A 26,423-nucleotide genomic window follows, 5' to 3' on the forward strand; every position below is an offset into this window, starting at 1 on the left:
TCGGCGCGTCGTCGACGGCAAGAGATCTTCCGAAACGGAGAGACCATGCAGAAGGACGCACACGGACACACCGACAGCACCGCGGACGACATCGACTCCCTCGACGTCCCCGTCAACTTCAACTGGAACCGGGACCCGAGCCCGCTGACGCCGCTGCCGGCGAGCATGCCCGGCGAGCCGCTCGCCTCCCAGGTCGCCGGAGCCCACGTCCTGTCGGAGTGCCTGCGTGACGGCCTCCAGGGCATATCGGGATACCCGCGGGTCGACGACATGATGCGTTACCTGCACCTGCTCCACGCCTTCGGCATCCGGCACGCGACGGTCGGGATCTACCCCGGCAACGCGGACCGGATCAACGAGCGGATGAAGCAGCTGCTGGCCCGGATGCGGGACGAACTGCCCGGCATCGTGCCCTCCGTGCTCTCCATGTGCACCGAGGAATCCCTCCGGTGGACCGTCGAGTGCAAGGAGATCCACCCCGCGCTGGAGTCCGTCGTCTTCATGGGCAGCGCGCCGTCGAGACGCCTCGTCCAGGGCTGGGGGCTGGACTTCGTCCTGACCAGGATGGAGACGTTCATCAAGAAGACCGTGGAGATGGGGATCCCCGTCATCGCGGGCACCGAGCACACCACCCAGACCACCCCCGAGGACCTGCGGGCGATCACCCGCACCCAGGTCGAGAGCGGCGCCTACATCGTCGCCCTCGCCGACACCATCGGGGTCATCCGGCCGCTGGGCACCTACCGCATCATCCGCTTCGTCCGCGACGAACTCGACGCGCTGGGCGTGCCGGACATGCAGGTGGACTGGCACGGCCACCGTGACACCGGCAACGCGCTAGGCAACGCCATGGCGGCGGTGGCGGCCGGCGCGAACCGGGTCCACGTGGTCGCGCGGGGCGTCGGCGAGCGCTCGGGCAACGCCTCCCTGGAGGAGATCGTCCTCAACTTCGCGGCGATCCAGGCGGAGGCCGGCCTGACCGTCCCGTGGGACATGTCGCGGCTGCTCGAACTGATCACCTGCTACCAGGAGATGGTGGGCGTGGAGCCCCCGGAGCACGGTGTGCTCGGCAAGCGCTACAGCCACACCTCGTCCGGCATCCACACGGACGCCATCCTCAAGGCCCACCATCTCGCCGACCGGGCCCGGGAGGCGCACGCGCCCGAACTCGAGGCGCGGCTGCGGGAGATGTCGCGCACCGTGTACTCCGCGGTGGACCCGGCCGCCATCGGCGGCAGCCCCTCCGTGGCCGTCAGCCCCTGGAGCGGCCAGAGCTCCGTGCGGCTGGCCTGCATGCTGAGCGGCCGCGACCCCGGAGAGCTGTCCCCGGAGGCCGTCCAGCAGCTCCTGACCCGTGCCAACGAACTGGGCCGCGAACTGACCCCCCAGGAGCTGGAGGAGGGGCTCACGAAGGCGCCGGCCGCCCACCCTGCCTGAGCCGGGCCCCGAGAGGCGGCACCCCGCCCCGCCCCGCCCACGAGACATCCCTCGAAGGAGACACCACCCGATGCCCCGCACGATGTTCGACAAGATCTGGGACGCGCACGTGGTGCGCGACGAACCCGGCGAGATACCGATGCTCTACATCGACCGGCACCTCACGCACGAGGCGACCTCACCGCAGGCCTTCGCCGGGCTGACGGAACGCGGCCTGCCGGTGCACCGCCCCGAGACCGTGGTCGCGGTGATCGACCACAACGTGCCGACGACGCCGGGACGCCGCCTGATCGACGTCATCGACCAGCAGAGCGTCGTCTGCATCGAGACGATGGAGGACAACGCCCGCGACTTCGGTGTCCGGCTCCTCGGCATGAACGACGACGACCAGGGCATCGTGCACGTCATCGGCCCGGAGCTGGGCCTGTCGCTGCCGGGCATGACGGTCGTCTGCGGCGACTCCCACACCTCGACCCACGGCGCCCTCGGCATCTTCGCCATGGGCATCGGCACCAGCGAGGTGGAGCACGTGCTCGCCACGCAGTGCCTGCTCCAGCAGAAGCCCCGCACGATGAACATCCGCATCGACGGCGCCCTGGCCCCGGGGGTGAGCGCCAAGGACATCGCGCTGGCGATGATCCGCAGGCTCGGCACCGACGCCGGTACCCACCACGTCATCGAGTTCACCGGCTCCGCCGTGCACGCGCTGTCCATCGAGGGCCGCATGACGCTGTGCAACATGGCCATCGAGGCGGGGGCGCGGGCGGGCATGGTCGCCCCCGACGAGGTCACGGTCGAGTACGTGCGCGGCCGGCGTTACGCGCCCTCCGGGGAACTCTTCGAGCAGGCCGCCGAGCAGTGGCGGCAGCTGGCCGCCGACCCCGGTGCCCGCTACGACGCCGAGCACCACCTCGACGTGGACGACCTGGTGCCGCAGGTCACCTGGGGCACCAACCCGGGGATGGTCGCCGACATCACGGGCACCGTGCCGGACCCGGCGGCCGAGAGCGATCCCGTCCTGCGCGCCGAGCGGGAGAAGGCCCTGGAGTACATGGGCCTGGAGCCCGGCCGGCGGATCGACGAGATTCCGGTCGACACCGTGTTCATCGGGTCGTGCACCAACTCCCGGCTGGAGGACCTGCGGCTGGCCGCCGAGTTCGTCGCCGGCCGCAAGGTGGCGCCGGGCGTGCGGGCCATCGTCGTACCCGGCTCGATGGCCGTCCGCCGCGCCGCCGAGGCCGAGGGGATGGCGGACGTGTTCCGCGCCGCGGGCTTCGAGTGGCGTGAGCCCGGCTGCAGCATGTGCATCGCGATGAACGGGGACCGCCTGTCCGCCGGCGAGCGCTGCGCTTCGACGAGCAACCGCAACTTCGAAGGACGTCAGGGCAAGGGCGGCCGAACCCACCTGGTCAGTCCGGCGACCGCGGCCGCCACGGCCGTGGCGGGCCGGTTCGCCGACGTCCGCGACCTGTAGAGGAAGGACCCCATGGAGAAGTTCATCACGCACGACGGCACCGCGGTGCCGCTGATGCGGTCCAACGTGAACACCGACGACATCGTCCCCGCCCGGTTCCTCAAGTCGATCAGCCGCACCGGCTTCGGTCGGCACCTGTTCGGCAACTGGCGCTACCTGGAGGACGGGACCACTCCCGACCCGGACTTCCCGCTGAACGCGCCCCGGTACCAGGGAGCCTCGGTCCTCGTCGCCGGCGAGAACTTCGGTTGCGGATCCTCCCGCGAGCACGCGCCCTGGTCCCTGCGGGAGTTCGGCTTCCGGTGCGTGGTCGCGCCCGGTTTCGCGGACATCTTCCACAACAACTGCTTCAACAGCAGCATCCTCCCGGTCAGCCTCGAGGCGGCCGAGGTGGAGGCGATCGCGGAGGGCCTGGCGGAGGGCGCGTCGCCGACCCTGCACATCGATCTGCCGGCCCAGACGGTGGCCACCGCCGACGGGCGCACCTACCGGTTCAAGATCGACCCCTTCAAGAAGAACTCGCTGATGGAGGGGCTCGACAACATCGGCTGGACGCTCTCCCACCAGGACCAGGTCCACGCCTACGAGGAGCGCCGCAGGCAGGAGGCGCCCTGGCTCTTCCCCCGGTCCGCCTGAGACGGCGGCGTACCCCCCCATCCCGACAGCGCAGACCCTGGAGCCCGGACATGGAAGCAGAGCAGATGAAGGTCCTCGTCAACGACGAGGAGCAGTACTCCCTGTGGCCGACCTACCTCGCCGTCCCCGACGGCTGGCGGGAGACGGGAACGGCCGGCTCGAAGGAGGAGTGCCTCGAGTACGTCAGGGAGGTCTGGGTCGACATGCGACCCAAGAGCCTGCGCCTGCAGATGGAGCAGTCGGCCGGCTGACGGCGCGGCCCGGGACAAACGTTCGCGACACCGAACAAGGAGCCACTCATGGACGAACTCGTCCGACGCCTCTCGGCCGAGGGACAGAAGACAGCGGTCGGCGGACCCTCCCCCTCCGTGGAGGACTTCCAGCGGCGCGTCGCCGAGAAGGGGTACGTCTTCATCAAGTTCACCGACACGGCCGGCGGCACGGACCTCGGCGTACGCGTCGACGCTGCGGCCAGCGACCTCAGCGGGGCGGACTTCGCGCGGGGGGTCGGCAGCGTGCACATCGAGGGCACGCTGACCCTGAACCTGGTGAAGGTGCGCTGTGTCACCGACATCGAACTGACCTCGCTCACCGGCACCGGGCACCTGGTGCCGTCGGAGGAGGCCGGCGCCACGCGGTAGCCCGCGTGGCGCGCGACCGCCCCACCCCAAAGTCCGCTGAGAAGAGAGCGGCGGTACGGGTCCCCCCCCGTACCGCCGCTCTCCGCGTTGCGGGCGGCCCGGACGCACCGACCGGCCCGGCGCCGCACCTTTCTGGCCGAGAACGTGCGGGCAGCCCTCCGTGCCTGGGGCGTGACGGCTGTGTGTCGCTCGGTGGTGACACGATCGTCGATCTACTGCAACCCTCGAAGTGGCGCGAATTCGCACCCCGCCGGGCCATAATCGCTGACGTTGTGCGACGGCGGCTCGGTAGGGGGAGCCGGTCGACGGATGGACGGGGGCGCGGATGAACCAGGGTTCGGTCAGGGTCGCGGTCGTAGCGCGGGGCGAGGTCGCGCGCAGTGGTCTCGCGGCCATGCTGGAGGAGGCGGCCCGGGTGAAGCAGAGCACCGTCTTCCGGCCCGAGGAGTTCACGACGGCGTCCCCCGAGGACGCCGTTCAACTGCTCATCCTCTCCTGCGACGTGGTGGTCATGTGGTGTGTCAACGGATCCGGCACCGGTGAGGAGGCGTGGGCCGCCCGGCTGGCCGAGGTCGTCCGCCGCAACGGGGTGCGAGTCCTGCTGGTGCTGCCCGGAGCGGAGGTGCGACGGGCCGCGTCGGGCGCGGTCGTGCCCTGTGACGGGATCCTCGACCAGGACGCTCTGACGGTCCACGGGCTCGAGGAGGCACTGCGGAAGTCCATCGAGGGAACGCAGCCGGCGCCGGCCGCGCGGCCACCCCGGCGTGAACGGCGCACCGTGGGGGAACGGGCCGGGTTCCCCGGAAGACAGCTCACCGAGCGCGAGAGACGGGTGCTCGAACTGGTGGTCGAGGGGCTCAGCAATCGGCAGATCGGGCAGGCCCTCGACGTGTCCGAACACGTGGCCAAGCGCACTGTGGCGATCGTCCTGTCCAAGCTCGACTGCCCCAACCGCACCCAGGCGGCGGCCGTCGCCCTGCGAGAGGGACTCGTGCGGCTCGGACCGGACGAGGCGCTGGGCGCGTAGGGGCGCGGTCGGCGGACAGGACGGGTCGGTCTTCCAGCCGGTCAATATGCTCGCCCCATGCTCACCGAAGTCATCGCCACCCGCTACGTCGAACCCCTGCGTTCCGGCGGCTCCGTGCCCGCCGTCGTCGAGGCCGACGATCTCGGCACCTACGTCCTGAAGTTCACCGGCTCCGCGCAGGGCCGCAAGGCGCTGGTCGCCGAGGTGATCGTGGGGGAGCTGGCCCGGAAGCTGGGGCTGCGGGTGCCGGAGCTGGTGCTGGCGCACTTCGACCCGGCGATCGCGGAGGCCGAACCGCACCAGGAGGTGCGGGACCTGCTGCACGCCAGCGCGGGGCTCAACCTCGGCATGGACTACCTGTCGGGCGGCGCCGACTTCACACCCGAGCTGGCCGAGGTGTTCCCGGTGGACGCGCGGGAGGCCGGGCGGGTCGTCTGGCTGGACGCGCTCACCGTGAACGTCGACCGGACCGTGCACAGCTCCAACCTCATGGTCTGGCCCACTCTCGGTACCGTGCCCCCGCGCCTGTGGCTCATCGACCACGGCGCGGCCCTCGTCTTCCACCACCGCTGGGGCGCCTCCCCGCCCGAGAAGGCGTACGACTTCCGCCACCACGCCCTCGGTCACTACGCACCCGACGTCCCGGCCGCCGACGCCGAGCTGGCGCCCAAGGTGACGGAGGAACTGCTGCGCGAGGTGGTGGGCCGGGTGCCGGCGGCCTGGCTGACCTGCGAGGGCGACCTCGACACGCCGGACGCGGTGCGCGCCGCCTACGTGGACTACCTGCACGCGCGCGTACGGGCCTCCCGCCAGTGGCTGCCCACCGGCTTCCCGAGCCGCGAGGAACTCGCCGCCGAGAACGCCGCCCGCGCGGCGCGCACCCAAAAGGGCCGTCCCGACTGGCTCAAGCGGGTCCCCGACCTGCACGGCAAGCCGCCCGCCGAGCAGGACTGGTCGGTCCACCTCGGCTGACACGCGTCCGTGCCCCCGGTGCCGAGACACGGCACCGGGGGCACGGACGTACGGAGCCTACGGCGTCAGCCCTTCAGCTGCTCGTACGCCGGCAGCGTCAGGAAGTCGGCGTAGTCCTGGTCGAGCGACACCGTCAGCAGCAGATCGTGCGCCTGCTGCCAGTTGCCGGCCGCGAAGGCCTCGTCGCCGATCTCGGCGCGGATGTTCGCCAGTTCCTCGGCGGCGACCTTGCGGGCCAGGTCGGCGGTGACCTGCTCGCCGTTGTCGAGGACGACCTCCGCGTTGATCCACTGCCAGATCTGCGAGCGGGAGATCTCGGCGGTGGCCGCGTCCTCCATCAGGTTGAAGATGGCGACCGCGCCGAGGCCGCGCAGCCACGCCTCGATGTAACGGATGCCGACCTGCACGGCGTTGACCAGACCCGCGTACGTCGGCTTGGCGTCGAGCGAGTCGACGGCGATCAGGTCGGCCGCCTTGACGTCGACGTCCTCGCGCAGGCGGTCCTTCTGGTTGGGCCGGTCGCCCAGGACCTTGTCGAAGGACTCCATGGCGATCGGAACCAGGTCGGGGTGGGCCACCCAGGAGCCGTCGAAGCCGTCACCGGCCTCGCGGTCCTTGTCGGCGCGGACCTTCTCGAAGGCGACCTTGTTGACCTCGGCGTCGCGGCGGGAGGGGATGAAGGCCGCCATGCCGCCGATCGCGTGCGCGCCCCTCTTGTGGCAGGTGCGGACGAGGAGTTCGGTGTACGCCCGCATGAACGGGGCCGTCATCGTCACCGCGTTGCGGTCCGGGAGGACGAACCTGGCGCCGCCGTCACGGAAGTTCTTGACGATGGAGAACAGGTAGTCCCAGCGGCCGGCGTTCAGCCCGGAGGCGTGGTCGCGCAGCTCGTAGAGGATCTCCTCCATCTCGTACGCGGCCGTGATCGTCTCGATCAGGACGGTGGCGCGGACCGTGCCCTGCGGGATGCCGACGTAGTCCTGCGCGAAGACGAACACCTCGTTCCACAGGCGGGCCTCCAGGTGCGACTCCGTCTTCGGCAGGTAGAAGTACGGGCCCTTGCCGAGGTCCAGCAGACGCTGGGCGTTGTGGAAGAAGTACAGGCCGAAGTCGACCAGGGCGCCGGGGACCGGGCGGCCGTCGACCTGGAGGTGGCGCTCGTCGAGGTGCCAGCCGCGCGGGCGCATGACGACCGTCGCCAGCTCGGCGTCCGGGCGCAGGGCGTAGGACTTGCCGGTGCGCTCGTCCGTGAAGTCGATGCTGCGGGTGTAGGCGGAGGCCAGGTTGAGCTGGCCGAGGACCACGTTCTCCCAGGTCGGCGCGGAGGCGTCCTCGAAGTCCGCGAGCCACACCTTCGCCCCCGAGTTCAGGGCGTTGATGGTCATCTTGCGGTCGGTGGGGCCGGTGATCTCGACGCGGCGGTCGTTCAGCGCGGCCGGAGCGGGGGCCACCGTCCAGGAGTCGTCCGCGCGGATCGCGGCGGTCTCCGGGAGGAAGTCGAGCGTGGAGGTGCGGGCGATCTCGGCGCGGCGCTCGGCACGGCGGGCGAGGAGCTCGTCACGCCGGGGCGTGAACCGCCGGTGCAGCTCGGCCACGAAGGCGAGCGCCGCATCGGTGAGGACCTCCTCCTGCCGGGGCAGGGGCTCGGCGTCGACGATGGCCAGCGTGGACGGCGCTGGTGCGGACATGAGCTGTCACTTCCTTCAGCGGTGGCACCGGGTGCCAGAGGGTGCGTATGGGGCATTACGCACTCGCCGTGCAGCGGAGTGCTTCTGGTCAGTGGATAGTAGTTTCCTCATCGTGGAACTTCAATGGTTTGTTGATGTCGAGATTCTCCGGGTCGAGGAAAGGTGGCGCTCGGTGCCACCTCCCTCACTCAAGGTGGACCAGGTCCGCCTCGGTGTCGATGTCGTAGGGCCGGGCCACGTCCCCGCATTCGACGAGGACGATCTCCGCCTCGTGTTCCCTCAGATGGGCGCGCGCACCCCGGTCCCCGGTGGCGGTCGCCGCGATCCCCGCCCAGTGCGCGGCGCCGAGCAGCACGGGATGGCCGCGCACGCCCGCGTACGCCGCCGAGACCAGCGACGTCTCGTCGCGGTGTCCGGCGCGCACCCGGGCCATCGCCTCCGCGCCGATGCCGGGCTGGTCCACCAGGCAGACCAGCGCCGCCCGCGCCCCGGTCCCGGCCAGTGAGCGGAGCCCGGCCCGCAGGGACGAGCCCATGCCCTGTTCCCAGTCGGGGTTGTCCACGAGAACGCAGCCGTCGAGCGCCGCCCGCGCGCGTACCTCCTCGGCGCGCGCTCCCAGGACGACGTGCACGCGGGCGCAGCCGGCCGCACGCATCATGTCGGCCACGCGTTCGACGAGTAGGTGTCCGCGGTGTTCCAGCAGAGCCTTGGGGCGGCCGCCGAGCCGCCGGCCGCCCCCGGCGGCCAGCAGCAGCCCCGCCACCGGGCCGCCCACCTGCTCTTCTGCCTGCGCCTCGTTGTCGGTCATGCGTCCTGCATACCTGACGGGTCGCCAAACACACTGGCGCGCAGGACATTTCCGGAAACTTTCCGGAGACTGAAATTCGGTCCGCGTGGTGGCGCGTCCGGCGTGGGGTGGCGTTTACTGGCCCGCGCACCACGGGGGCGCGAGGGGGAGGGCGGGGAGGGCTGTGTTGCGAAGCTTGGGGCAGAGGCGTGTGACGGTCGGCGACGAGGACGTGAGGGTGGTGGCGCTACGGACCGCGGTGTCCCGGTTGCGCCGTCAACTCGCCCTGCTGCCCGCCGATTTCCCCGACCGCCAGATCGCCGAGGACGAACTGGCCGACCTCGCCGCGATGGCGGGCCACGGCGTCCCCGAGGTGCCGCGGCTGCGCCGCTCCCTGCTGCTGATAGCCGGTGCGATCGGCTCCGTCAGCGCCCTCAAGCCGGGGCTGACGGAGGTCCGTCACGCCGTGGAACTGTTCGGGGATCCGCCGCGCCGCTGAGTGCCGCGCAGGCGGGAGGGCCTCAGGCGACCGGGCCGCCGTTCGAGCCGTTCGCCGAGCCGTTCGAGGTCAGCAGGGCCTCCGACAGCTCCGCCGCCACCTGCTGGAGCAGGGGCACGATCCGGTCGGTCGCGGCCTCGGTGACACGGCCCGCGGGGCCGGAGATCGAGATGGCCGCGGCGGTGGGGGAGTCCGGCACCGAGACGGCCAGGCAGCGCACGCCGATCTCCTGCTCGTTGTCGTCGATCGCGTACCCCTGGCGCCGCACCTCCTCCAGCGCCGAGATGAAGCCGTCCGGCGTGGTGATCGTCTTGTCGGTCGCGGCCGGCATCCCGGTACGGCCCAGCAGGGCCCGCACCTCGTCCGCCGGGAAGTCCGCGAGCAGGGCCTTGCCGACGCCCGTGGAGTGCGGCAGCACCCGCCGGCCCACCTCGGTGAACATGCGCATCGAGTGCTTCGAGGGCACCTGGGCGACGTACACGATCTCGTCCCCGTCGAGCAGGGCCATGTTCGCCGTCTCGCCGGTCTCCTCGACCAGGCGCGCCAGGTGCGGGCGCGCCCAGGTGCCGAGCAGGCGCCCCGCGGACTCGCCGAGGCGGATCAGGCGGGGGCCGAGGGCGTAGCGGCGGTTGGGCTGCTGGCGTACGTATCCGCAGGCCACGAGGGTGCGCATCAGGCGGTGGATGGTCGGCAGCGGCAGCCCGCTGCTGGCCGAGAGCTCGCTCAGGCCGACCTCGCCCCCCGCGTCCGCCATCCGTTCGAGCAGGTCGAAGGCGCGCTCCAGGGACTGGACGCCACCGGTCGCGGACCTGGCGGAGTCGGTGGTGCTGGCGCTGGACGTCGGCACGGCACGTTCCTTTCGGGGCTGGCGGGAGGAAAGAAGCGTACCCGGCACCCGGTTGACTACCGGCTTGTACGTAGCTACGTTCTGCTTGCTGGAATTCTAATTCCGCTTTGTGGAAACGTCCAGAGCGGGGTCATTGGGCATGCCGGCACAAAGGGTGCCTCTTGACGGCCTCGGAGCGGGAGTGAAGACTCCTTCAACAGAACGTTGAAATTCGACGGCAGAGACGTCGGCAGAGGCAGACAAGCAGAGGCAGAGAAGGGGTTCCGGGTGTCCGAAGCTGAACTGGTGCTGCGCTCGACGCGCGTCATCACTCCCGAGGGGACCCGCGCCGCGTCGATCGCGGTCACCGGGGAGAAGATCACGGCCGTGCTGCCGTACGACGCCCCCGTCCCGGCGGGCGCCCGGCTGGAGGACGTCGGCGACCACGTCGTCCTGCCCGGCCTGGTCGACACCCACGTGCACGTGAACGACCCGGGCCGCACCGAGTGGGAGGGCTTCTGGACCGCCACCCGCGCCGCGGCGGCCGGCGGCATCACCACCCTCGTCGACATGCCGCTCAACTCCATCCCGCCGACCACCACGGTCGAGAACCTGCGCACCAAGCGCGAGGTCGCCGCCGACAAGGCGCACATCGACGTCGGCTTCTGGGGCGGCGCGCTGCCGGACAACGTCAAGGACCTGCGCCCGCTGCACGAGGCCGGGGTCTTCGGCTTCAAGGCGTTCCTGTCGCCGTCCGGCGTGGACGAGTTCCCGCACCTCGACCAGGAGCAGCTCGCCCGGTCCCTGGCGGAGATCGCCGCCTTCGACGGCCTGCTGATCGTGCACGCCGAGGACCCGCACCACCTGGCCGCCGCCCCGCAGCAGGGCGGCCCCAAGTACACCCATTTCCTCGCCAGCCGCCCGCGCGACGCCGAGGACACCGCGATCGCCACCCTCCTCGCGCAGGCCAAGCGGTTCAACGCGCGCGTGCACGTGCTCCACCTGTCCTCCAGCGACGCCCTGCCGCTGATCGCCGAGGCCCGCGCCGACGGTGTGAAGGTCACGGTCGAGACCTGCCCGCACTACCTCACGCTCACCGCCGAGGAGGTGCCGGACGGGGCCAGCGAGTTCAAGTGCTGCCCGCCGATCCGCGAGGCCGCCAACCAGGACCTGCTCTGGCGGGCGCTGGCGGAGGGCACGATCGACTGCGTCGTCACCGACCACTCGCCCTCCACGGCCGACCTCAAGACCGACGACTTCGCCACCGCCTGGGGCGGCATCGCCGGCCTCCAGCTCAGCCTGCCGGCCATGTGGACCTCGGCCCGCGAGCGCGGTTACGGCCTGGAGGACGTGGTGCGCTGGATGTCGACGCGCACGGCCGCCCTGGTCGGGCTCGACACCCGCAAGGGCGCCGTCGCGGCGGGCCACGACGCGGACTTCGCCGTCCTCGCCCCCGACGAGACCTTCACCGTCGACCCGGCCGCCCTCCAGCACCGCAACCGCGTCACCGCGTATGCGGGCAAGACCCTGTACGGCGTCGTGAAGTCCACCTGGCTGCGCGGCGAGCGCATCGTGGCGGACGGCGCGTTCACCGACCCGAAGGGACAGCTCCTCGACCGGGCCTGACGTGCCCGGACACTCCCTGAACCCAGTACCCCCCGAACAGCCTCGAAAGGAACACCTGATCACCGTGACGGCCCAGCAGAACACCTCGTTGGCCAGCTTCACCGGCGACGCGAACCCCTACGGGGGCGGCGACCCGTACGCCGACTACCGCACCGCCGACCTGCCCTTCACCCAGTTCGCCAACCTTGCCGACCGGCAGCTCGGCGCGGGTGTCGTCGCCGCCAACGACGAGTTCTTCGCCCAGCGCGAGAACCTGCTGGTGCCCGAGCCCGCCGAGTTCGACCCCGAGCACTTCGGGCACAAGGGCAAGGTCATGGACGGCTGGGAGACCCGCCGCCGCCGCGGTGCCTCCGCCGAGCAGCCCTGGCCCACCGAGGAGGACCACGACTGGGCGCTGATCCGCCTCGGCGCCCCGGGCGTGATCCGCGGCATCGTCGTCGACACCGCCCACTTCCGCGGCAACTACCCGCAGGCCGTCTCCGTCGAGGGCGCCTCGGTCGCGGGCTCGCCGTCCCCGGAGGAACTGCTCGCCGACGACGTGAAGTGGACGACCCTCGTTCCGCGCACCCCGGTCGGCGGCCACGCCGCCAACGGCTTCGCCGTCGCCACCGAGCAGCGCTTCACGCACCTGCGCCTCAAGCAGCACCCCGACGGAGGCATCGCCCGCTTGCGCGTCTACGGCGAGGTCGTGCCCGACCCGGCGTGGCTCACCGCCCTCGGCACCTTCGACGTGGTCGCCCTGGAGAACGGCGGCCAGGTCGAGGACGCCTCCAACCTCTTCTACTCGCCGGCCACCAACACCATCCAGCCGGGCCGCTCCCGCAAGATGGACGACGGCTGGGAGACCCGCCGCCGCCGCGACCGGGGCAACGACTGGATCCAGTACCGCCTGGTGGACCGCTCGCAGATCCGCGCGATCGAGATCGACACGGCGTACCTGAAGGGCAACAGCGCCGGCTGGGCGTCCGTCTCCGTCAAGGACGGCGAGGACGGCGAGTGGCGCGAGGTGCTCCCGCGCACCCGGATGCAGCCCGACACCAACCACCGCTTCGTCCTGCCGGAAGCGGCCGTCGGCACGCACGCGCGCGTGGACATCTTCCCCGACGGCGGCATCTCCCGCCTGCGCCTGTTCGGCACCCTGACGGAGGACGGCGCGGCCCACCTCGCCGCCCGCCACCAGGAGCTGGGCGGCTGACCCGCCGCCGCACCGACCCGCGGGGCGCACCGGTAGGACAGCACCGGTGCGCCCCGCGCGTACGCCGGCGGGTTGCGCGGCGGCGGTTGCGCGGCGGTGGCGGTTACGCGGCGTGGCCGCCGTCCACCGCGTACTCCGCGCCCGTGACGTACGAGGCGGTTGCCAGGTACGCCACCGTCGAGGCCACCTCGTCCGCCGTGCCGAAGCGGCCCAGCGCCGTCAGGGCCGCCTGCCCCTCGGCGTAGGGACCGTCCGCCGGGTTCATGTCGGTGTCGATCGGCCCCGGGTGCACGATGTTCGCCGTGATCCCGCGCGGTCCCAGCTCCCTCGCCAGGGCCTTGGTCAGCCCGATCAGCGCCGATTTGCTCATCGCGTAGAGCGTGCCGCCGGGGCCCGGCACCCGCTGGGTCATGCAGGTGCCGACGGTGATGATCCGCCCGCCCTCCGTCATGCGGGCCGCGGCCGCCTGGGAGGCCAGGAAGACACCGCGGACGTTCACGGCCAGCAGCCGGTCGACGTCGGCGAGGGACATGCCCTCCACCGGCCCGAGCAGGCCGAGGCCCACGTTGTTGACCAGGATGTCGAGGCCGCCGAGCGCCGTGGCGGCCCGCTCGACCGACCCCGCCGCTTCCTCGGCGTCCGAGGAGTCGGCCCGCAGGGCCACCGCGCGGCGCCCCAGCGCCTCGACGGCCCGTACGACGTCCTCCGCCGCGTCCTTGCCGTTCACGTAGGTGAGGGCCACGTCCGCGCCCTCCCGGGCCAGCCGCAGGGCGGTCGCCGCGCCGATGCCCCGGCTGCCGCCGGTCACCAGCGCGGTACGGCCGGCCAGCGGAGCCGGGGCGGGGGCCAGGGGGTTCGTGTGCGTGTTCGTGTTCGTGTTCATGGGTCCATCCCAGCCGGGCCGCCGCGCCCGTGCTGGCGGTGAACGGACGTCGACCTGACCGGCGGGACGCACGCACCGCGCGTGCGACGTCGACGTCGTGAACACGCGGAAAACACATATGACGTCCCGGGAAACTCCACGGCCTTGTCATTGACATGCCACTGTCTACGCGCGTCATCATGAACTCATGCGATTCCCCCCACGCGCCGCTCGGCTCGGCGCAGCAGCCGCAGTCCTGTCCGCCCTCCTCGTGGGCGGCACCGTCTCCGCGACCACGGCCGGCGCCGCCCCCGCGGCGGTCGGCGACATCTGCTACGGCGACCTGCCGTCCCAGGCCCACGACACGCTCGACCTGATCGAGCAGGGCGGCCCCTTCCCCTTCGAGCAGGACGGGACCGTCTTCCAGAACCGGGAGGGCATCCTCCCCGGCCAGTCCTCCGGCTACTACCACGAGTACACGGTGATCACCCCGGGCTCCGACACCCGCGGCGCCCGCCGGATCGTCACCGGTGAGCAGAACCAGGAGGACTACTACACGGCCGACCACTACGCGTCGTTCGACCTCGTCGACTACGGCTGCTGAGGCGGCCGTTCACGCGGACCCGCGGCTCTCGGCGGCGGCGAACAGCGCGCCGCCGAGAGCGAGCAGGGCCACGCTCGCGTAGACCTCGTAGCCGTCGAGGAAACCGATCCGCCGCACCAGACCCACGTTCCAGCCGGCGAACTCGTGCACCAGGCCCATCACGCCTTGGAGCGCGGCGACGAATCCCAGGAACTCCAGCAGTTTCTTCATGATCCCGACTCTCGCCCCGCGGTCCCCCCACACACATCGGCCGCGGGGCGAGCCCTGCCCGACGGAAGGCCGCGTCGCACGGGCCCCGGCGCGCCGAAAGTCGCCGATCGCGCGACTTCGGTCGACGGCCCCTGCCGACCGGCCGTCCCGGCCACCGGTCCCGCATAGATTTGTCGACTGTGAACAGTGACAAGCAGGCCACGGTGCCCCCGGCCTTCGCGAAGCGGCGCTGGGTCCTGCCGGCGGCGCTGGTCGAGGACCTGTACCCGCAGCCCCGGCGGCCCGGCGGCCGGCCCCGGCGCACCGCACGCGACTGGGCCGTCGACTTCGCCTGCTTCCTGCTCGCGGTCGGCATCGGCCTGCTGGCCGCCGACGTGCTGGACCAGGAGCCGGACCTCTCACCGGCCATGGCCGTCGCGGACCAGGTGATCGGAGCCCTGGCCTGCGCCGCCGTCTGGCTCCGGCGCCGGTGGCCGGTCGGGCTGGCCGTCGCGATGCTGCCCGTCTCCCTCGTCTCCGCCACCGCGGGCGGCGCGGTCCTCGTCTCCCTGTTCACGCTCGCCGTGCACCGGCCCTTCCGGTACGTGGCCTGGATCGGCGGCGCGAGCCTCGCCGTGGCGCCCCTGTACTACTGGATGCGCCCGGAACCCGGGCTGCCGTTCCTTGCCTCCCTCGTCATCGCCCTGCTGCTCGGCGTCACGGTGCTCGGCTGGGGCCTGCTGGTCCGCTCCAAGCGCCAGCTCCTGCTCAGCCTGCGCGACCGCGCCCGGCACGCCGAGGCCGAGGCGCGGCTGCGGGCCGAGCAGGCGCAGCGGCTGGCCAGGGAGGCCATCGCCCGCGAGATGCACGACGTCCTCGCCCACCGGCTCACGCTGCTCAGCGTGCACGCGGGCGCCCTGGAGTTCCGGCCCGACGCGCCCCGGGAGGAGGTCGCGCGGGCGGCCGGCGTCATCCGGGAGAGCGCGCACGAGGCCCTCCAGGACCTGCGGGAGATCATCGGCGTCCTGCGGGCGGCGGAACCCGACGACGCGGGCCGCCCCCAGCCGACGCTCGCGGCGCTCGACGCGCTGGTCGCCGAGTCCCGCGAGGCCGGCATGAAGGTCACCCTCGCCGAGCGCGTCCCCGACCCCGGCGCGGTCCCCGCCTCCGTCGGCCGCACCGCGTACCGCATCGCCCAGGAGGCGCTGACCAACGCGCGCAAGCACGCCCCCGGCACCGAGGTCACCGTCTCGGCCGCCGGAGCACCGGGCGACGGCCTCACCCTGTCGGTGCGCAACGCGCCGCCCCGCGGCGAGGTGCCCCGCGTACCCGGCTCCGGGCAGGGCCTGATCGGGCTGACCGAGCGCGCCACGCTGGCGGGCGGCACCCTGGAGCACGGGCCCACGCCCGAGGGCGGCTTCGAAGTACGGGCGAGGCTGCCGTGGGGGGAGTGAGACGGCGGCCGGCGCCACCGTGGCCCGGGGACGCCGCCGGGGCGGCGAAGCCCGCCCTGGCGGACGTGATTTGGTAGGCCCATGACACCGATCAGACTGGTCCTCGTCGACGACGACCCGCTCGTGCGGGCCGGGCTGGCCCTCATGCTGGGCGGCGCCGAGGACGTCGAGATCGTCGGGGAGGCGGCCGACGGGGACGAGGTGGGTGCCCTCGTCGAACGCACCCGCCCGGACGTCGTCCTCATGGACATCCGGATGCCGGGTGTGGACGGCCTCACGGCGACCGAACGGCTGCGCGCCCGCGCGGACGCGCCCCAAGTCGTCGTGCTCACCACCTTCCACGCGGACGAACAGGTGCTGCGCGCCCTGCGCGCCGGCGCCGCCGGGTTCGTCCTCAAGGACACCCCGCCCGCGGAGATCCTCGACGCGGTGCGCAGGGTCGCGGCCGGCGACCCGGTCCTGTCGCCCGCCGTCACCAGGCGGCTGATGGAGCAGGCGGCCGGTACCGCCCCCGGTACCCGGCAGGCACGGCACGCACGCGCGCGGGCACGCGTGGACGCCCTCAACGACCGCGAACGCGAGGTCGCCGTCGCCGTCGGCCGCGGCATGGCCAACGCCGACATCGCGGCCCACCTCTACATGAGCGTCGCCACGGTCAAGTCCCACGTCTCCCGCATCCTGGCCAGGCTCGACCTCGACAACCGGGTCCAGATCGCCCTGCTGACCTACGACGCGGGGCTCCTGGACGAGTACCGGGACGACGCGTCCTAGGGCGTGTCCGGCGGATCACGCGACCTGCTGACCAGCCCGGCCATGGGTCGGGGGGGGCAGCTTCAGCCGAACACAGGGCGATCGCCGCCTGTGCCGGGTTTGTCCACTCCCAGGTCCTCGCCCTCCCATCTGGTGGGGTCCTTGATGATCTCGACGGCAAGAGCGGCCACGGACTTGCGGGAGACGACCGTGCCCTTGAAGGGTTCGTTCCGGTTCGTGGTCTCGAAGTCGATCTCGTCCTCGTCGGAGAGCCAAGCGGGGCGCAGGATCGTGTGGTCGAGGCCGGCAGCCGTGACGGTTTCGGCGGCACGACGGTAGGTGTCCAGGACCGGGGCGCCGATCGTCTCCGTGTTCCAGCGGCCGAACTCACCAGGTACCTCGTCGTAGATCCCCAGGGCGGTGACGAAGATCAGGCGTCGTACGCCGGCGGTCCGCATGGCGGTGACGATGTGTTCCGCCTGGACGTCGAGATCGCCGGCCAGGTTCGCGTAAACCACGTCCTGCCCGCGCACCGCCTTGCCGAGTACCTCGGCGTCCAGGACATTGCCTTCGACGACGTGCGCTCCGGTCGGCACGTACGCGAGACGATCACGGCTGCGCGCCAGCAATGTCAGTTCGACGTCCTCCTTTTCCAGCATTTCCACCGCCCAGCGGGCGATCTGCCCTCCGGCTCCGAGGATCAAGACCTTGGTTGCCATTCCAGTACACTCCCTACGGGTTTCGGTGCTTTCTTTTGCTACCTGTACGAGCCCGCCGTGACATGGGGCCGGAGCTTTGGGGAGGGTAGGAATTTCTACCCTCCTGGACAGGGCCAGCGCGTAAGCGCCGCGTGTCGATTTCTCCGGCGGTCCGGCGGTGTTCATCGCGGAGGGGGGAATTTCAGCGGTCGCTGTGGTGGCGGCGCGTGCTTTTCGGTCTGTCGGGGTGTTCCTCCTGGTCGGCGGCCGGCGTGTGGGTGGCGGCCCAGGAGGCGAGGAAGGCCAGCGCTTCGTGGCTGGGCGTGCCCGGTTCGGCACTCCAGACGACGAGTTGCTGGTCGGGGTCGCTGACGCAGGCGAGTGTTTCCCAGTCGAGGGTGAGCTCGCCGACGAGCGGGTGGTCGATCTTCTTCACGCCGGCGGTCTGGGCGGCGACGTTGTGGGCGGCCCACCATCGGCGGAAGTGCGGGTCCTTTATCGACAGGTCTCCGACGAGTTCGCTCAGGCGGGGGTCGTCGGGGTGGCGTGCGGCTTCCATGCGCAGGAAGGCCACACAGTCCGGCGCCATGGCGTGCCAGTTCTTGTAGCGCGCCCTGACCTCGGAGTCGGAGAAGACCAGGCGGGCGTAGTTGCGCTCCTTCGCGGAGAGCTGGGAGAAGTCGGTGAGGAGGGCTGCCGCGAGGGGGTTCCAGGCGAGGATGTCCATACGGCGGCCCAGGACGATCGCGGGGAAGCCGAGGGCGTCGAGGAGGCGCCGGGTCGGGGGGCGAACCTTCTGGGTTGCGGGTCGCTGGGGGCGGGGGGCGTCCTTGCCGGCCAGTTCCAGGAGATAGGTCCGCTGGTCGTGGTCGAGACGGAGCACGTCGGCCAGCTTGGCGAGGACCGGTGCGGACGCCTTGAGGCGGCCCTGCTCCACGCGGGTGTAGTACTGGACGCTGATCGAGGCGAGCTGGGCCACTTCTTCGCGGCGCAGTCCCGGGACCCGGCGCGGTCGTCCGTCGTCGGTGAACCCCATGTTCTCGGGGATCAACTCGGCTCGTCGCGCCTTGAGGAACTGCCCGAGCTCGTTGTGGTTCGCGTCCCTGCCCATGCCCCCACAGTAGTGCCGTGATCACCCGAGAAGCGGTTCTTCCGGGGGGTAAGGATTCTTACCCTGCACGGCGGTCGGTGGATGTGTGACGGTGGAATCACCGCAGATCCGATTGCCGTGGAGAAGAGGGTCGGCTGGAGCGCACCATTTCGGCGTCCTGGTAATTCTCGCGGAGCGACATCGCTTTTCAGGAGGCTCAGCCGTGGAAACCGTTACTTTCAAGAACAAGCACGTGGACGTCGCGGCGAACATCCACTTCCCGCCTGGCTTCGACCCCGCCCAGAAGTACCCGGCCATCGTCAGTGCCCACCCGGTCGGCAGCTGCAAGGAGCAGACGTCGGGGTCGGTGTACGGCAAGGCGTTCGCCGAGGCGGGCTTCGTCGTTCTGGCCTTCGACGCCGCTTTCCAGGCCGGCAGCGGCGGCGAGCCCCGCCAGCTGGAGGACGCGACGTGGCGGGTGGAGGACTTCCGCTGCGCCGCGGACTACCTCGTGACCCTCGACTACGTCGACGAGGACCGGATCGGCGTCTTCGGGATGTGCGCCGGCGGTGGCTACACCTGGGCCGCCGCGATGACCGAGCGCCGCTTCAAGGCGGTCGCGACAGTCACCGGAGTCAACCTGGGCCGCCTGCTGCGCCAGGGCGACATGTCTCCGGACGCGGCCGTCAAGACACTGGAGGCCATCGCGGCCCAGCGCACCGCCGAGGCCCGTGGAGGTGAGCAGAGGCTCGACAGTTCCCTGCCGCCGTCGGTGGAGAAGGCCAAGGAGCTCGGCATGGTTCCGCCGCTCCACATCGACGTGGCCGAGGCGACCGAGTACTACAAGACCCCTCGGGGCGCCCACCCCAACGGAACCAACCTGTGGTCCTTCTCCTCCCTCGCGCCCACCGTCTGGTTCGACGCCTCCCACCTCGCGGACAAGCTGCTGACCCAGCCCCTGCTGCTCGTCGTCGGCAACAAGCCGGGTGAGTTCGGCGCCTACCGGGACGCCTTCGAGGTCTTCGACAAGGCCGCCTCCCAGGACAAGGAACTCCTGGTGATCCCGGACGTCTCCCACTACGACCTCTACGACAAGCCCGAAGCCGTCGGACCCGCACTCGAAGCACTCATCCCGTTCTTCAACAAGCACCTCTGAGCCGCCCGTCCCCGCCTTCTTCGACGGGGACGGGCGCGCCCGCAGACGCACTCTCCGGCCGGCCCGACCGAGCGGCTTCGCGCCGCTCGGTCGGGCCGGCCCTCGCCGCACGACCATCGGGAGTCACCCGTGAGCATGCCTACACCCGAGACGATCGCCACGAGCCTGGCCCAAGGGTTCGCCTACACCCGCCGTGTCCCCGTCCTGCGCCGCCCCGACGCGTACGGCCTCGCCTACGAGGACGTCACGTTCCCCTCGCAGGACGGCACCCCGCTGGAGGGATGGTTCATCCCCGCCGACTCCGACAAGCTCGTCATCGCCAACCACCCGATGCCGGCCAACCGCTACGGCTACCCCGGGCACCTGCCCCAGTACGCGACCCCTTTCGCCGACTTCGAGATCAACTTCCTGCCCGACTACAAGAACCTGCACGACGCCGGCTACAACGTCCTCGCCTACGACCTGCGCAACCACGGCCGCAGCGGCGAAGCCAACGGCGGCCTGGTCGGCATCGGCCAGTTCGAATACCGCGACGTCATCGGCTCGGTGCGCTACGGGCGTGCGCGCATGGGCGTCGACAACACCCGTATCGGCTTCCTCTCCCGTTGCCTGGGGGCGAACTCCACCATCGTCGCGATGTCCAGGCACCCCGAGGAGTTCGAAGGCGTCCGGGCCCTCGTCGCCGTCCAGCCCGTGTCCCTGCGCGCGCTCGCGGAGACCGCCCTGGCCCAGGTGCCCGGCGGGATCGGTCTGCTGGAGACGGAACTCAAGAACCTGACCGGCTTCGACCTGGACGAGCTCTCCCCGCTGGAATACGCGAAGGACGTCCGCGTACCCACCCTCATCGCCCAGGTCCACCAGGACTCCAGCACCCGGCCCGAGGACGTCCAGACCATCTACGACAACCTCGCCGCCGGGGACAAGGAGCTGCACTGGATCGAGGGGACCACCCGCCGCTTCGACGGCTACAACCACTTCCCCGAGAACCCCGGCCGGATGATCGACTGGTTCGCCACCCACCTCACCTGATCCTCCCCGGGCCCGACGCAGGTCCAGGTGGGCCACCGCCGCGTTACGGCCGGGCCCCGGACGGGCACCCATGTGCACCGGCCGCACCCTCCACAGCCGCGAACTCGCCTTCGACGCCGAGCACATGCTCGAACGCCTCCGCCTGTTCTTCATCATCCTGCTCGGCGAAACCGTCCTCACCACGGGCCGCGCCATGACCGATGCACCCGTCGACCTGCCCAGCGTGCTCGCGACCGCCGGCGTCTATACCGCCCTGGTGTGCCTGTGGGCGGCCTACTTCGGCGGCGGCGAGGACGTCATCACCGACTCCGTCACCCACAGCCCCGACCCCGTCCGGTCGGTCCGCCACGGCGTCAACAGCGCCTACCTGGTCCTGGCCGCCCTGGTCGCCCTCGCCGTCGGCAGCGAACTCGCCATCGCCCACCCCACCGAGCACGGCTCGCTCACCGTCGCACTGCTCCTCTTCGGCGGCCCCGTGCTCTACCTCGCCACCACCGCCTGGTTCTTCGGCACCACCACCGGCGGAGCCTGGAAGGAACGCCTCCTCGCCTGCCTCGCCCTCACTGCCGCCGGCGTGGCCGCCGTGTGGCTACCCCCGCTCGCCTCCCTCGCCCTCCTCGATCTCATCCTCATCACCACCGCCCTCACCCTCATCCGCACCCACCAACACCTGACCGACTCCCTCAAAGCAGCAACCACGGAATGAACCGCGACCAGAGAGCCGCACTCTGCACCGCGCGGTTCGCATGACGCCCCTGGAGTCTGTACGGCGGATCACGGGCGGATCCAGAGCCTGACCGCCGCGGCGGTCACGGTGCCTTGAAGGACATACGCCCGCTTGTCGTAACGGGTCGCGACGGCGTGGGAGTTCTGAGCCGGTTGATGGTCCGCTCGACCTCGTTGCGGCGCCGGTAGTGGTCGCGGTCGAAGCGGTCGGCCTGCCGCCTTCTCTGCTTTCCGACGGCGGTTGGCCCGCTGGTCCTTCGGTTCCGGGATCGTGTGCCGGATGCGGGGTCTTCGCAGGTTGCGGCGGTTTCTGCAGGGGCGTCGTCCTTTTTTCGGGATCCGCGGACGGGCTGTGCGGGCGCCGGCCGCGTGCTGATGGGCCCGGCAGGACGGCGAGTCGACGCCGACCATCGACCAGTCGATCCGCCCGGCCAGGTCGGCGGCGGCCCGGACCGCGTGCAGGATCCGGTCCCAGGTACCGTCTGCCGACCAGCGGCGATGCCGTTCATGGACGGTCTTCCACGAGCCATAGCGTTCTGGCAGGTCACGCCACGGGACACCGGTCCGGACCCGAAAGAGGATCCCGTTGCCCACGGTGCGGTGGTCGTTCCACCGGCCGCCCCGACCGCCCGGAAGTGGCAGATGCGGCTCCAGCAACGACCACTCGCGGTTCGTCAGATCCCCCGACCCATGCCCGACCAGCGAACGACTGGTCAGAAGGTCACCTGATCCGCCGGACGGGCCCTAGGGCGCTCCTTCCGGCCCAGGACAGCGGGCCGTTGGCCGAACGCCCACGAGACCGCCCAGAGGCCGCTTTCGGCCACGGCTGACTCATGTGCCATACTCAGCGCCGCTCGTAGCACTATCGGACCGGGGGGCCGCAGCCGCATGCACGCCGTATCTCTGCAAGCCCCTTACCTGGATACGGCCGCGGATCAGCTCTGCTTCTCTCTGGACCTGACCGAACGGCCGGCGCTTGCCGAACGTGAGGTGTTCGTGGGAGGGCTCGCCGTACGACTCAGGCTGCTCGGCGCGTCCCACCAGGTCTTCGCGGGCCCGGTACGGGAGACCGTGGCGTGCCTGCCGGAAGCGGTCAGGGGGCTGCCGACGACGCACACCCGGCGGCTGGCGGGGTGGAGTTACGACTTCAGCGCCGTCACGGAACGCCTCGGTCCCGAGGAGTTCAGCGCCCGGGTCGCGGACGCCCTGAGCCGCGCGGACGCGGCGGAGCACAGCCTGTGCGGGGTCTTCCCCGGGTCTCCGGAAGCGGTGACGGCGGTCGTCGTCGAGGCCCGCGAGGAGCGGTCCGGCGCGGGACTGGCCTGGCGCACCTGGCACAGCTACCCGCAGGACGGGCACATCGTATCGACGCACAGCCGGCTGGAGGCTCGATGAACAGCGCTCGACTCCTACGCGGGACGGTGGCGGCCGTGCTGGTCACGGTCCTGCTCTCCGCCTGCTCCAGCGACGGGGAGGACGGCGTCCCGCGCAGCTGGATCGGCAAGACGTACACCACCGGCGGGAGCGGGTGGCTCGACAAGAACAGCTCCCCGGCCAAGGTCGCCGACGCGATCGACGGCCACCGCGACGCCCTGGACCGGGCGTCCGGCGGCGGCAAGGAGTTCCTGCGCTACGGCGACGACATGGTGACCGTCTCGCCGTACCGGAGCGGCAGCACGATCGAGATCGAGGACTACCGCAACGGCTACCGCCGGCACCACCAGCACCTCACCTACTGGCCCAACCCCAGCAGCTTCCGCGGCGGCGGCCCCGGCTCCGGCAAGTGACGCCCGGCGCACTCCGGACCCGACGACGCCTTCCCCAGACGCCTCCACAGTCGCCCTCCAGAAAGGCAACGCAGTGACCGAGATCTTCGAGTCGGCCGGGCAGGCCCTGCTCTACGGGGTCGTGGGCCTCGCCGTGATGGCCGTCGGCTTCGTCGCCCTCGACCTCGTCACACCCGGCAAGCTCTTCCACGTGGTGTGGCGGGACCGCAACCGCGGCGCCGCCGTGCTCCTCGGCAGCCAGTCCGTCGCGGTCGGGCTGGTCATCATGTCGGCCATCCGGGCCAGCGAGTCCGAAGAAGGCCTCGGCTACGGCCTGTTCAGCACGCTCCTCTACGGTCTGGCCGGGGTGCTGGTGATGACGCTGGTCGGCATCGTCATCGGCATGCTGACGCCGGGTCAGATGGGCGCGGTGGCCCTCGACGACGGCGACGACCGTCGCCCGCATCCCGCCGCCTGGGTCCAGGCCGGCATGTACCTGGGCACCGCCGCCATGGTCGGCGCGGCCCTCTCCTAGGAGCACCCCCTCCTAGGAGCACCCCTCCCAGGACCACCCCGAGGACCACCCCCCATGAGCTCCGCCCTGGACGACCGCTCCACCGTGACACCCCCGCGCCCCCCGGCCGACCGCCACACCCGGGGGGCGCGGTTCCTGCTGCTGCTCGCCGTCTTCCTCTGCGCCGCCTGCGGCCTCGTCTACGAACTGGCCCTGACCGCGCTGGGCAGTTACCTCATCGGCAACTCGGTGCTCCAGACGTCCGTGGTCATCTCCGTGATGGTCTTCGCGATGGGTGTCGGCTCGCTGGCCGCCAAACCGCTGCGCCGCCGCCCCGTCGTCGCCTTCGCGGTGGTGGAGGGCGTGCTCGCGCTGGTCGGCGGACTGTCGGTCCTGATGCTGTACGCGGCCTTCGCCTGGCTCCAGCTCTACATGCCCGCGATGATCGTCGTGTCCCTGGTGGTGGGCCTGCTCATCGGCGCCGAGATCCCGCTGCTGATGACGCTGCTCCAGCGCATCCGCAAACAGGAGGCGAGCAGTGCCGTCGCCGACATGTTCGCCGTCGACTACATCGGCGCCCTCGTCGGCGGCCTGTGCTTCCCGCTGTTCCTGCTGCCGACCTTCGGTCAGCTGAAGGGCGCCCTGGTGGTCGGCGTGGTCAACGCGGTCGCCGGGGTCATCGTCGTGGTGTTCATCTTCCGCCGCCAGACCGGCCGGCTGGCCAAGGCCGGGCTGCTGGCCGGCGTCACCGTGGTGCTCGCCGCGCTCGGCACGACGTACGTGCTGGCGGAGGACCTGGAGATGACCGCGCGGCAGCACATGTACGCGGACCCGATCATCCACTCCGAGACCACGCAGTACCAGGACATCGTGGTCACCCGCTCCACCGCCTTCACCGGGGAGCCCGACGTACGGCTCTTCCTCAACGGCGACCTCCAGTTCAGCTCGGTCGACGAGTACCGCTACCACGAGTCCCTGGTCCACCCCGCGCTGTCCGGCCGCCACTCCAACGTGCTGGTCATGGGCGGCGGGGACGGGCTCGCGCTGCGCGAGGTGCTGCGCCACGAGGGCGTGCGGCACGTCACCCTGGTCGAACTGGACCCGGCGATGACCCGGCTGGCGCGCACCTTCGAGCCGCTGCGCAAGCTCAACCACGGTGCGCTGGACGATCCGCGGGCCAAGGTGGTCAACGCGGACGCCTTCACCTGGCTGCGCGAGGCCCGGCAGCAGTACGACGCGGTGATCATCGACTTCCCGGACCCGGACTCGGCGTCGCTGGCGAAGCTGTACTCGGTGGAGTTCTACGATCTGCTCCGCCGGGTGCTGGCGCCGCACGGCCAGGTCATGGTGCAGAGCGGATCGCCGTTCTTCGCCCCCAAGACCTACTGGTCGATCGCGAAGACCATCGAGACGGCCGGGTACGCGACGACGGAGTTCCAGATCGACGTACCGAGCTTCGGCAACTGGGGGTTCGTGCTCGCCCGCCCCGGAACCGAGGCCCCGCCGCTCCGGCTCGCCCCGGACACGCCGAAGCTGCGCTACCTGGACGAGGCGGTGCTGAAGGCGGCCACCGTGTTCCCCGTCGACCGCCGCCGCACCGACGTACGGCCGAGCACCCTGATGGACCCCGCGGTGCTCGAGTACGTCCTGGACGAGTGGCGCGACTACTGAGGCGCGCCGGTCAGGCCATCAGTGCCCCGGTCAGGCCGTGAGTGCCCCGGTCAGGCGGTGGGCGCCTCGGGGATCTCCGCGAGCCGTACGGGCCGGCGCTCGCGGCGGGAGATGTCGCAGGCCTCCGCGATCCGCAGGGCCCGCAGCGCCTCCCGCCCGTCGCAGGGGTTGGCCCGCTCACCCCGCACCACCTGCACGAACGTGGTCAGCTCGGCCTCGTAGGCGGGACCGAACCGCTCCACGAAGCCCGTCCACGGCTTGTCCGCGGCCGGCGGCCCGGTCGGCTCGGTGGACGCGATCGGCGTACGGTCGTCCAGGCCCACGACGATCTGGTCCAGCTCCCCGGCCAGCTCCATGCGGACGTCGTACCCCGCGCCGTTCAGCCGCGTCGCCGTCACCGTGGCCAGCGTGCCGTCGTCCAGGGTGAGCAGGGCCGCGCCGGTGTCCACGTCGTCCGCCGCGCGGAACATCGGCGGACCGGCGTCGGACCCGGCGGCGTACACGTCGACGACCTCCCGTCCGGTCACCCAGCGCAGCATGTCGAAGTCGTGGATGAGGGTGTCCCGGTAGAGCCCGCCGGACTGCGGCAGGTACTCGGCAGGCGGCGGCGCCTGGTCGCTCGTCACCGCCCGTACGGTGTGCAGCCGGCCGAGCCGCCCCGACCGCACCGCCTCCCGGGCCCCCGTGTAGCCGGTGTCGAAGCGGCGCTGGAAGCCCATCTGGAGGATCGTCCCGGCGGCCTCCACCTCGCCGATCGCCTGTAACGTGCCGGGCAGGTCGAGGGCGATCGGCTTCTCGCAGAACACCGGCAGCCCCGAGCGGGCCGCCCGGCCGATCAGTTCCGCGTGGGCCGGCGTCGCCGTGGTGATCACCACCGCGTCCACGCCCCACTGGAAGATCTCGTCCACCCCCGGCGCCGCCGTCTCGCCCAGCCGGTGGGCCAGATCCTGGGCCCGCGCCAGGTCGGCGTCCGTGAGGATCAGGGACCCGACGTCGCGGTGGCGGCTGAGCGTGTTGGCGTGAACGGTGCCGATGCGGCCCGTACCGATGACCCCGATGCGCATGGAAACAAAGTGGGCTCACAGCCCGCACCCTGTCAATCCGTA

General features: G+C 71.3%; 28 protein-coding genes and 1 pseudogene. 20 read left to right on the forward strand and 9 right to left on the reverse strand.

The window, feature by feature from the left end:
• The first annotated feature begins 45 nt into the window (after nucleotides 1-45).
• The 7 genes from Sco07f_RS11385 (at nucleotide 46) to Sco07f_RS11415 (ending at nucleotide 6,187) form a co-directional block, all read left to right on the forward strand.
• Nucleotides 46-1,437, forward strand: coding sequence for a hydroxymethylglutaryl-CoA lyase-like TIM-barrel protein (locus Sco07f_RS11385; RefSeq protein WP_007388122.1), 1,392 nt, complete (start codon nucleotides 46-48; stop codon nucleotides 1,435-1,437).
• Between the two features lie 70 nt (nucleotides 1,438-1,507).
• Nucleotides 1,508-2,911, forward strand: a complete 1,404-nt coding sequence (leuC, locus tag Sco07f_RS11390) for a 3-isopropylmalate dehydratase large subunit (protein WP_007388121.1) — start codon at nucleotides 1,508-1,510, stop codon at nucleotides 2,909-2,911.
• Nucleotides 2,912-2,923: 12 nt separating this feature from the next.
• Entirely contained in the window at nucleotides 2,924-3,547 is a 624-nt protein-coding gene (gene leuD, locus Sco07f_RS11395) for a 3-isopropylmalate dehydratase small subunit (RefSeq protein WP_007388120.1), read from the forward strand.
• A gap of 50 nt (nucleotides 3,548-3,597) precedes the next feature.
• Nucleotides 3,598-3,798, forward strand: a complete 201-nt coding sequence (locus tag Sco07f_RS11400) for an MbtH family protein (protein WP_007388119.1) — start codon at nucleotides 3,598-3,600, stop codon at nucleotides 3,796-3,798.
• 48 nt (nucleotides 3,799-3,846) lie between these two features.
• Nucleotides 3,847-4,188, forward strand: coding sequence for a Tlm Orf16 (locus Sco07f_RS11405; RefSeq protein WP_007388118.1), 342 nt, complete (start codon nucleotides 3,847-3,849; stop codon nucleotides 4,186-4,188).
• Nucleotides 4,189-4,513: 325 nt separating this feature from the next.
• Nucleotides 4,514-5,215: a helix-turn-helix transcriptional regulator gene (locus Sco07f_RS11410; RefSeq protein WP_007388117.1), complete on the forward strand. Its 702-nt coding sequence runs from the start codon at nucleotides 4,514-4,516 to the stop codon at nucleotides 5,213-5,215.
• A gap of 57 nt (nucleotides 5,216-5,272) precedes the next feature.
• Nucleotides 5,273-6,187: a HipA family kinase gene (locus Sco07f_RS11415; protein ID WP_108987758.1), complete on the forward strand. Its 915-nt coding sequence runs from the start codon at nucleotides 5,273-5,275 to the stop codon at nucleotides 6,185-6,187.
• Nucleotides 6,188-6,252: 65 nt separating this feature from the next.
• Here Sco07f_RS11415 and aceB read toward each other — a convergent pair whose 3' ends face one another.
• The gene (gene aceB / locus Sco07f_RS11420; RefSeq protein WP_108987759.1) at nucleotides 6,253-7,875 is read right to left on the reverse strand and encodes a malate synthase A; all 1,623 of its coding nucleotides are present in this window, start codon (nucleotides 7,873-7,875) and stop codon (nucleotides 6,253-6,255) included.
• A 184-nt stretch (nucleotides 7,876-8,059) separates the two neighbouring features.
• Nucleotides 8,060-8,683, reverse strand: a complete 624-nt coding sequence (locus Sco07f_RS11425) for a nucleotidyltransferase family protein (RefSeq protein ID WP_108987760.1) — start codon at nucleotides 8,681-8,683, stop codon at nucleotides 8,060-8,062.
• 163 nt (nucleotides 8,684-8,846) lie between these two features.
• Between Sco07f_RS11425 and Sco07f_RS11430 the strand changes: the two genes are divergently transcribed.
• Nucleotides 8,847-9,161: a DUF5955 family protein gene (locus Sco07f_RS11430; protein WP_063789634.1), complete on the forward strand. Its 315-nt coding sequence runs from the start codon at nucleotides 8,847-8,849 to the stop codon at nucleotides 9,159-9,161.
• A 22-nt stretch (nucleotides 9,162-9,183) separates the two neighbouring features.
• On the opposite strand, the gene allR is transcribed toward Sco07f_RS11430, so the two are convergent.
• Nucleotides 9,184-10,008, reverse strand: coding sequence for an allantoin degradation transcriptional regulator AllR (gene allR / locus Sco07f_RS11435; RefSeq protein WP_007388130.1), 825 nt, complete (start codon nucleotides 10,006-10,008; stop codon nucleotides 9,184-9,186).
• Nucleotides 10,009-10,275: 267 nt separating this feature from the next.
• On the opposite strand from allR, the gene allB reads away from it, so the two are divergent.
• Both allB and alc read left to right on the forward strand, forming a co-directional pair.
• Nucleotides 10,276-11,613 (forward strand): allantoinase AllB, encoded by a 1,338-nt coding sequence (gene allB / locus Sco07f_RS11440; RefSeq protein WP_054101437.1) that lies wholly within the window; start codon nucleotides 10,276-10,278, stop codon nucleotides 11,611-11,613.
• 64 nt (nucleotides 11,614-11,677) lie between these two features.
• Entirely contained in the window at nucleotides 11,678-12,808 is a 1,131-nt protein-coding gene (alc, locus tag Sco07f_RS11445) for an allantoicase (protein WP_108987761.1), read from the forward strand.
• Between the two features lie 103 nt (nucleotides 12,809-12,911).
• On the opposite strand, the gene Sco07f_RS11450 is transcribed toward alc, so the two are convergent.
• Nucleotides 12,912-13,691 (reverse strand): SDR family oxidoreductase, encoded by a 780-nt coding sequence (locus Sco07f_RS11450; protein WP_087789025.1) that lies wholly within the window; start codon nucleotides 13,689-13,691, stop codon nucleotides 12,912-12,914.
• 187 nt (nucleotides 13,692-13,878) lie between these two features.
• Here Sco07f_RS11450 and Sco07f_RS11455 point away from each other — a divergent pair, with 187 nt between their 5' ends.
• Nucleotides 13,879-14,274 (forward strand): guanyl-specific ribonuclease, encoded by a 396-nt coding sequence (locus Sco07f_RS11455; RefSeq protein WP_007388112.1) that lies wholly within the window; start codon nucleotides 13,879-13,881, stop codon nucleotides 14,272-14,274.
• Between the two features lie 9 nt (nucleotides 14,275-14,283).
• Here the strand turns inward: Sco07f_RS11455 and Sco07f_RS11460 are convergent, their stop codons facing one another.
• The gene (locus Sco07f_RS11460; RefSeq protein WP_007388128.1) at nucleotides 14,284-14,484 is read right to left on the reverse strand and encodes a hypothetical protein; all 201 of its coding nucleotides are present in this window, start codon (nucleotides 14,482-14,484) and stop codon (nucleotides 14,284-14,286) included.
• Nucleotides 14,485-14,654: 170 nt separating this feature from the next.
• Here Sco07f_RS11460 and Sco07f_RS11465 point away from each other — a divergent pair, with 170 nt between their 5' ends.
• Nucleotides 14,655-15,917 carry a sensor histidine kinase gene (locus Sco07f_RS11465; RefSeq protein WP_167468071.1) on the forward strand — a complete coding sequence of 421 codons (1,263 nt, stop codon included), beginning with the start codon at nucleotides 14,655-14,657 and terminating at the stop codon, nucleotides 15,915-15,917.
• Nucleotides 15,918-15,998: 81 nt separating this feature from the next.
• The gene (locus tag Sco07f_RS11470; RefSeq protein WP_087789022.1) at nucleotides 15,999-16,688 is read left to right on the forward strand and encodes a response regulator transcription factor; all 690 of its coding nucleotides are present in this window, start codon (nucleotides 15,999-16,001) and stop codon (nucleotides 16,686-16,688) included.
• Between the two features lie 62 nt (nucleotides 16,689-16,750).
• Here the strand turns inward: Sco07f_RS11470 and Sco07f_RS11475 are convergent, their stop codons facing one another.
• Nucleotides 16,751-17,386, reverse strand: a complete 636-nt coding sequence (locus tag Sco07f_RS11475; protein WP_108987762.1) for an NAD(P)H-binding protein — start codon at nucleotides 17,384-17,386, stop codon at nucleotides 16,751-16,753.
• A 181-nt stretch (nucleotides 17,387-17,567) separates the two neighbouring features.
• Nucleotides 17,568-18,476, reverse strand: coding sequence for a helix-turn-helix domain-containing protein (locus tag Sco07f_RS11480; protein WP_108987763.1), 909 nt, complete (start codon nucleotides 18,474-18,476; stop codon nucleotides 17,568-17,570).
• A gap of 202 nt (nucleotides 18,477-18,678) precedes the next feature.
• Between Sco07f_RS11480 and Sco07f_RS11485 the strand changes: the two genes are divergently transcribed.
• From Sco07f_RS11485 to Sco07f_RS11495, 3 genes are all read left to right on the forward strand, one after another.
• Entirely contained in the window at nucleotides 18,679-19,611 is a 933-nt protein-coding gene (locus Sco07f_RS11485) for an alpha/beta hydrolase (protein ID WP_108987764.1), read from the forward strand.
• Nucleotides 19,612-19,746: 135 nt separating this feature from the next.
• Nucleotides 19,747-20,640 (forward strand): alpha/beta hydrolase, encoded by an 894-nt coding sequence (locus Sco07f_RS11490; RefSeq protein WP_108987809.1) that lies wholly within the window; start codon nucleotides 19,747-19,749, stop codon nucleotides 20,638-20,640.
• Nucleotides 20,641-20,710: 70 nt separating this feature from the next.
• Nucleotides 20,711-21,346 carry a low temperature requirement protein A gene (locus Sco07f_RS11495; RefSeq protein ID WP_280524562.1) on the forward strand — a complete coding sequence of 212 codons (636 nt, stop codon included), beginning with the start codon at nucleotides 20,711-20,713 and terminating at the stop codon, nucleotides 21,344-21,346.
• A 68-nt stretch (nucleotides 21,347-21,414) separates the two neighbouring features.
• Here the strand turns inward: Sco07f_RS11495 and Sco07f_RS11500 are convergent.
• Nucleotides 21,415-22,068: pseudogene (locus tag Sco07f_RS11500) on the reverse strand (IS5 family transposase).
• Nucleotides 22,069-22,254: 186 nt separating this feature from the next.
• On the opposite strand from Sco07f_RS11500, the gene Sco07f_RS11505 reads away from it, so the two are divergent.
• The 4 genes from Sco07f_RS11505 to Sco07f_RS11520 all read left to right on the forward strand — a co-directional run bounded on the left by Sco07f_RS11505 (nucleotide 22,255) and on the right by Sco07f_RS11520 (nucleotide 25,317).
• Nucleotides 22,255-22,761 (forward strand): DUF2617 family protein, encoded by a 507-nt coding sequence (locus Sco07f_RS11505; RefSeq protein ID WP_007388109.1) that lies wholly within the window; start codon nucleotides 22,255-22,257, stop codon nucleotides 22,759-22,761.
• Nucleotides 22,758-23,153 (forward strand): DUF4247 domain-containing protein, encoded by a 396-nt coding sequence (locus Sco07f_RS11510; RefSeq protein ID WP_108987765.1) that lies wholly within the window; start codon nucleotides 22,758-22,760, stop codon nucleotides 23,151-23,153. The genes Sco07f_RS11505 and Sco07f_RS11510 overlap by 4 nt, the downstream gene beginning before the upstream one ends.
• A 73-nt stretch (nucleotides 23,154-23,226) precedes the next feature.
• Nucleotides 23,227-23,667, forward strand: a complete 441-nt coding sequence (locus Sco07f_RS11515) for a DUF350 domain-containing protein (RefSeq protein ID WP_007388107.1) — start codon at nucleotides 23,227-23,229, stop codon at nucleotides 23,665-23,667.
• 54 nt (nucleotides 23,668-23,721) lie between these two features.
• On the forward strand, nucleotides 23,722-25,317 hold the full coding sequence (locus Sco07f_RS11520; RefSeq protein WP_007388106.1) for a polyamine aminopropyltransferase: 1,596 nt from the start codon (nucleotides 23,722-23,724) through the stop codon (nucleotides 25,315-25,317).
• A gap of 50 nt (nucleotides 25,318-25,367) precedes the next feature.
• Here the strand turns inward: Sco07f_RS11520 and Sco07f_RS11525 are convergent, their stop codons facing one another.
• Nucleotides 25,368-26,381: a Gfo/Idh/MocA family protein gene (locus Sco07f_RS11525; RefSeq protein WP_108987766.1), complete on the reverse strand. Its 1,014-nt coding sequence runs from the start codon at nucleotides 26,379-26,381 to the stop codon at nucleotides 25,368-25,370.
• Between the last annotated feature and the right edge of the window lie 42 nt (nucleotides 26,382-26,423).

Source organism: Streptomyces coelicoflavus (assembly GCF_003112555.1).
Classification (GTDB): domain Bacteria; phylum Actinomycetota; class Actinomycetes; order Streptomycetales; family Streptomycetaceae; genus Streptomyces; species Streptomyces coelicoflavus.

What these genes read in the sequence shown, in the direction of transcription:
- Sco07f_RS11385 (WP_007388122.1), top strand. Translation starts at nt 46, where the DNA reads ATGCAGAAGGACGCACACGGACACACCGACAGCACCGCGGACGACATC.
- leuC (WP_007388121.1), top strand. Translation starts at nt 1,508, where the DNA reads ATGCCCCGCACGATGTTCGACAAGATCTGGGACGCGCACGTGGTGCGC.
- leuD (WP_007388120.1), top strand. Translation starts at nt 2,924, where the DNA reads ATGGAGAAGTTCATCACGCACGACGGCACCGCGGTGCCGCTGATGCGG.
- Sco07f_RS11400 (WP_007388119.1), top strand. Translation starts at nt 3,598, where the DNA reads ATGGAAGCAGAGCAGATGAAGGTCCTCGTCAACGACGAGGAGCAGTAC.
- Sco07f_RS11405 (WP_007388118.1), top strand. Translation starts at nt 3,847, where the DNA reads ATGGACGAACTCGTCCGACGCCTCTCGGCCGAGGGACAGAAGACAGCG.
- Sco07f_RS11410 (WP_007388117.1), top strand. Translation starts at nt 4,514, where the DNA reads ATGAACCAGGGTTCGGTCAGGGTCGCGGTCGTAGCGCGGGGCGAGGTC.
- Sco07f_RS11415 (WP_108987758.1), top strand. Translation starts at nt 5,273, where the DNA reads ATGCTCACCGAAGTCATCGCCACCCGCTACGTCGAACCCCTGCGTTCC.
- aceB (WP_108987759.1), bottom strand. Translation starts at nt 7,875, where the DNA reads ATGTCCGCACCAGCGCCGTCCACGCTGGCCATCGTCGACGCCGAGCCC.
- Sco07f_RS11425 (WP_108987760.1), bottom strand. Translation starts at nt 8,683, where the DNA reads ATGACCGACAACGAGGCGCAGGCAGAAGAGCAGGTGGGCGGCCCGGTG.
- Sco07f_RS11450 (WP_087789025.1), bottom strand. Translation starts at nt 13,691, where the DNA reads ATGAACACGAACACGAACACGCACACGAACCCCCTGGCCCCCGCCCCG.
- Sco07f_RS11455 (WP_007388112.1), top strand. Translation starts at nt 13,879, where the DNA reads ATGCGATTCCCCCCACGCGCCGCTCGGCTCGGCGCAGCAGCCGCAGTC.
- Sco07f_RS11460 (WP_007388128.1), bottom strand. Translation starts at nt 14,484, where the DNA reads ATGAAGAAACTGCTGGAGTTCCTGGGATTCGTCGCCGCGCTCCAAGGC.
- Sco07f_RS11470 (WP_087789022.1), top strand. Translation starts at nt 15,999, where the DNA reads ATGACACCGATCAGACTGGTCCTCGTCGACGACGACCCGCTCGTGCGG.
- Sco07f_RS11475 (WP_108987762.1), bottom strand. Translation starts at nt 17,386, where the DNA reads ATGGCAACCAAGGTCTTGATCCTCGGAGCCGGAGGGCAGATCGCCCGC.
- Sco07f_RS11480 (WP_108987763.1), bottom strand. Translation starts at nt 18,476, where the DNA reads ATGGGCAGGGACGCGAACCACAACGAGCTCGGGCAGTTCCTCAAGGCG.
- Sco07f_RS11490 (WP_108987809.1), top strand. Translation starts at nt 19,747, where the DNA reads ATGCCTACACCCGAGACGATCGCCACGAGCCTGGCCCAAGGGTTCGCC.
- Sco07f_RS11495 (WP_280524562.1), top strand. Translation starts at nt 20,711, where the DNA reads ATGTGCACCGGCCGCACCCTCCACAGCCGCGAACTCGCCTTCGACGCC.
- Sco07f_RS11505 (WP_007388109.1), top strand. Translation starts at nt 22,255, where the DNA reads ATGCACGCCGTATCTCTGCAAGCCCCTTACCTGGATACGGCCGCGGAT.
- Sco07f_RS11510 (WP_108987765.1), top strand. Translation starts at nt 22,758, where the DNA reads ATGAACAGCGCTCGACTCCTACGCGGGACGGTGGCGGCCGTGCTGGTC.
- Sco07f_RS11520 (WP_007388106.1), top strand. Translation starts at nt 23,722, where the DNA reads ATGAGCTCCGCCCTGGACGACCGCTCCACCGTGACACCCCCGCGCCCC.
- Sco07f_RS11525 (WP_108987766.1), bottom strand. Translation starts at nt 26,381, where the DNA reads ATGCGCATCGGGGTCATCGGTACGGGCCGCATCGGCACCGTTCACGCC.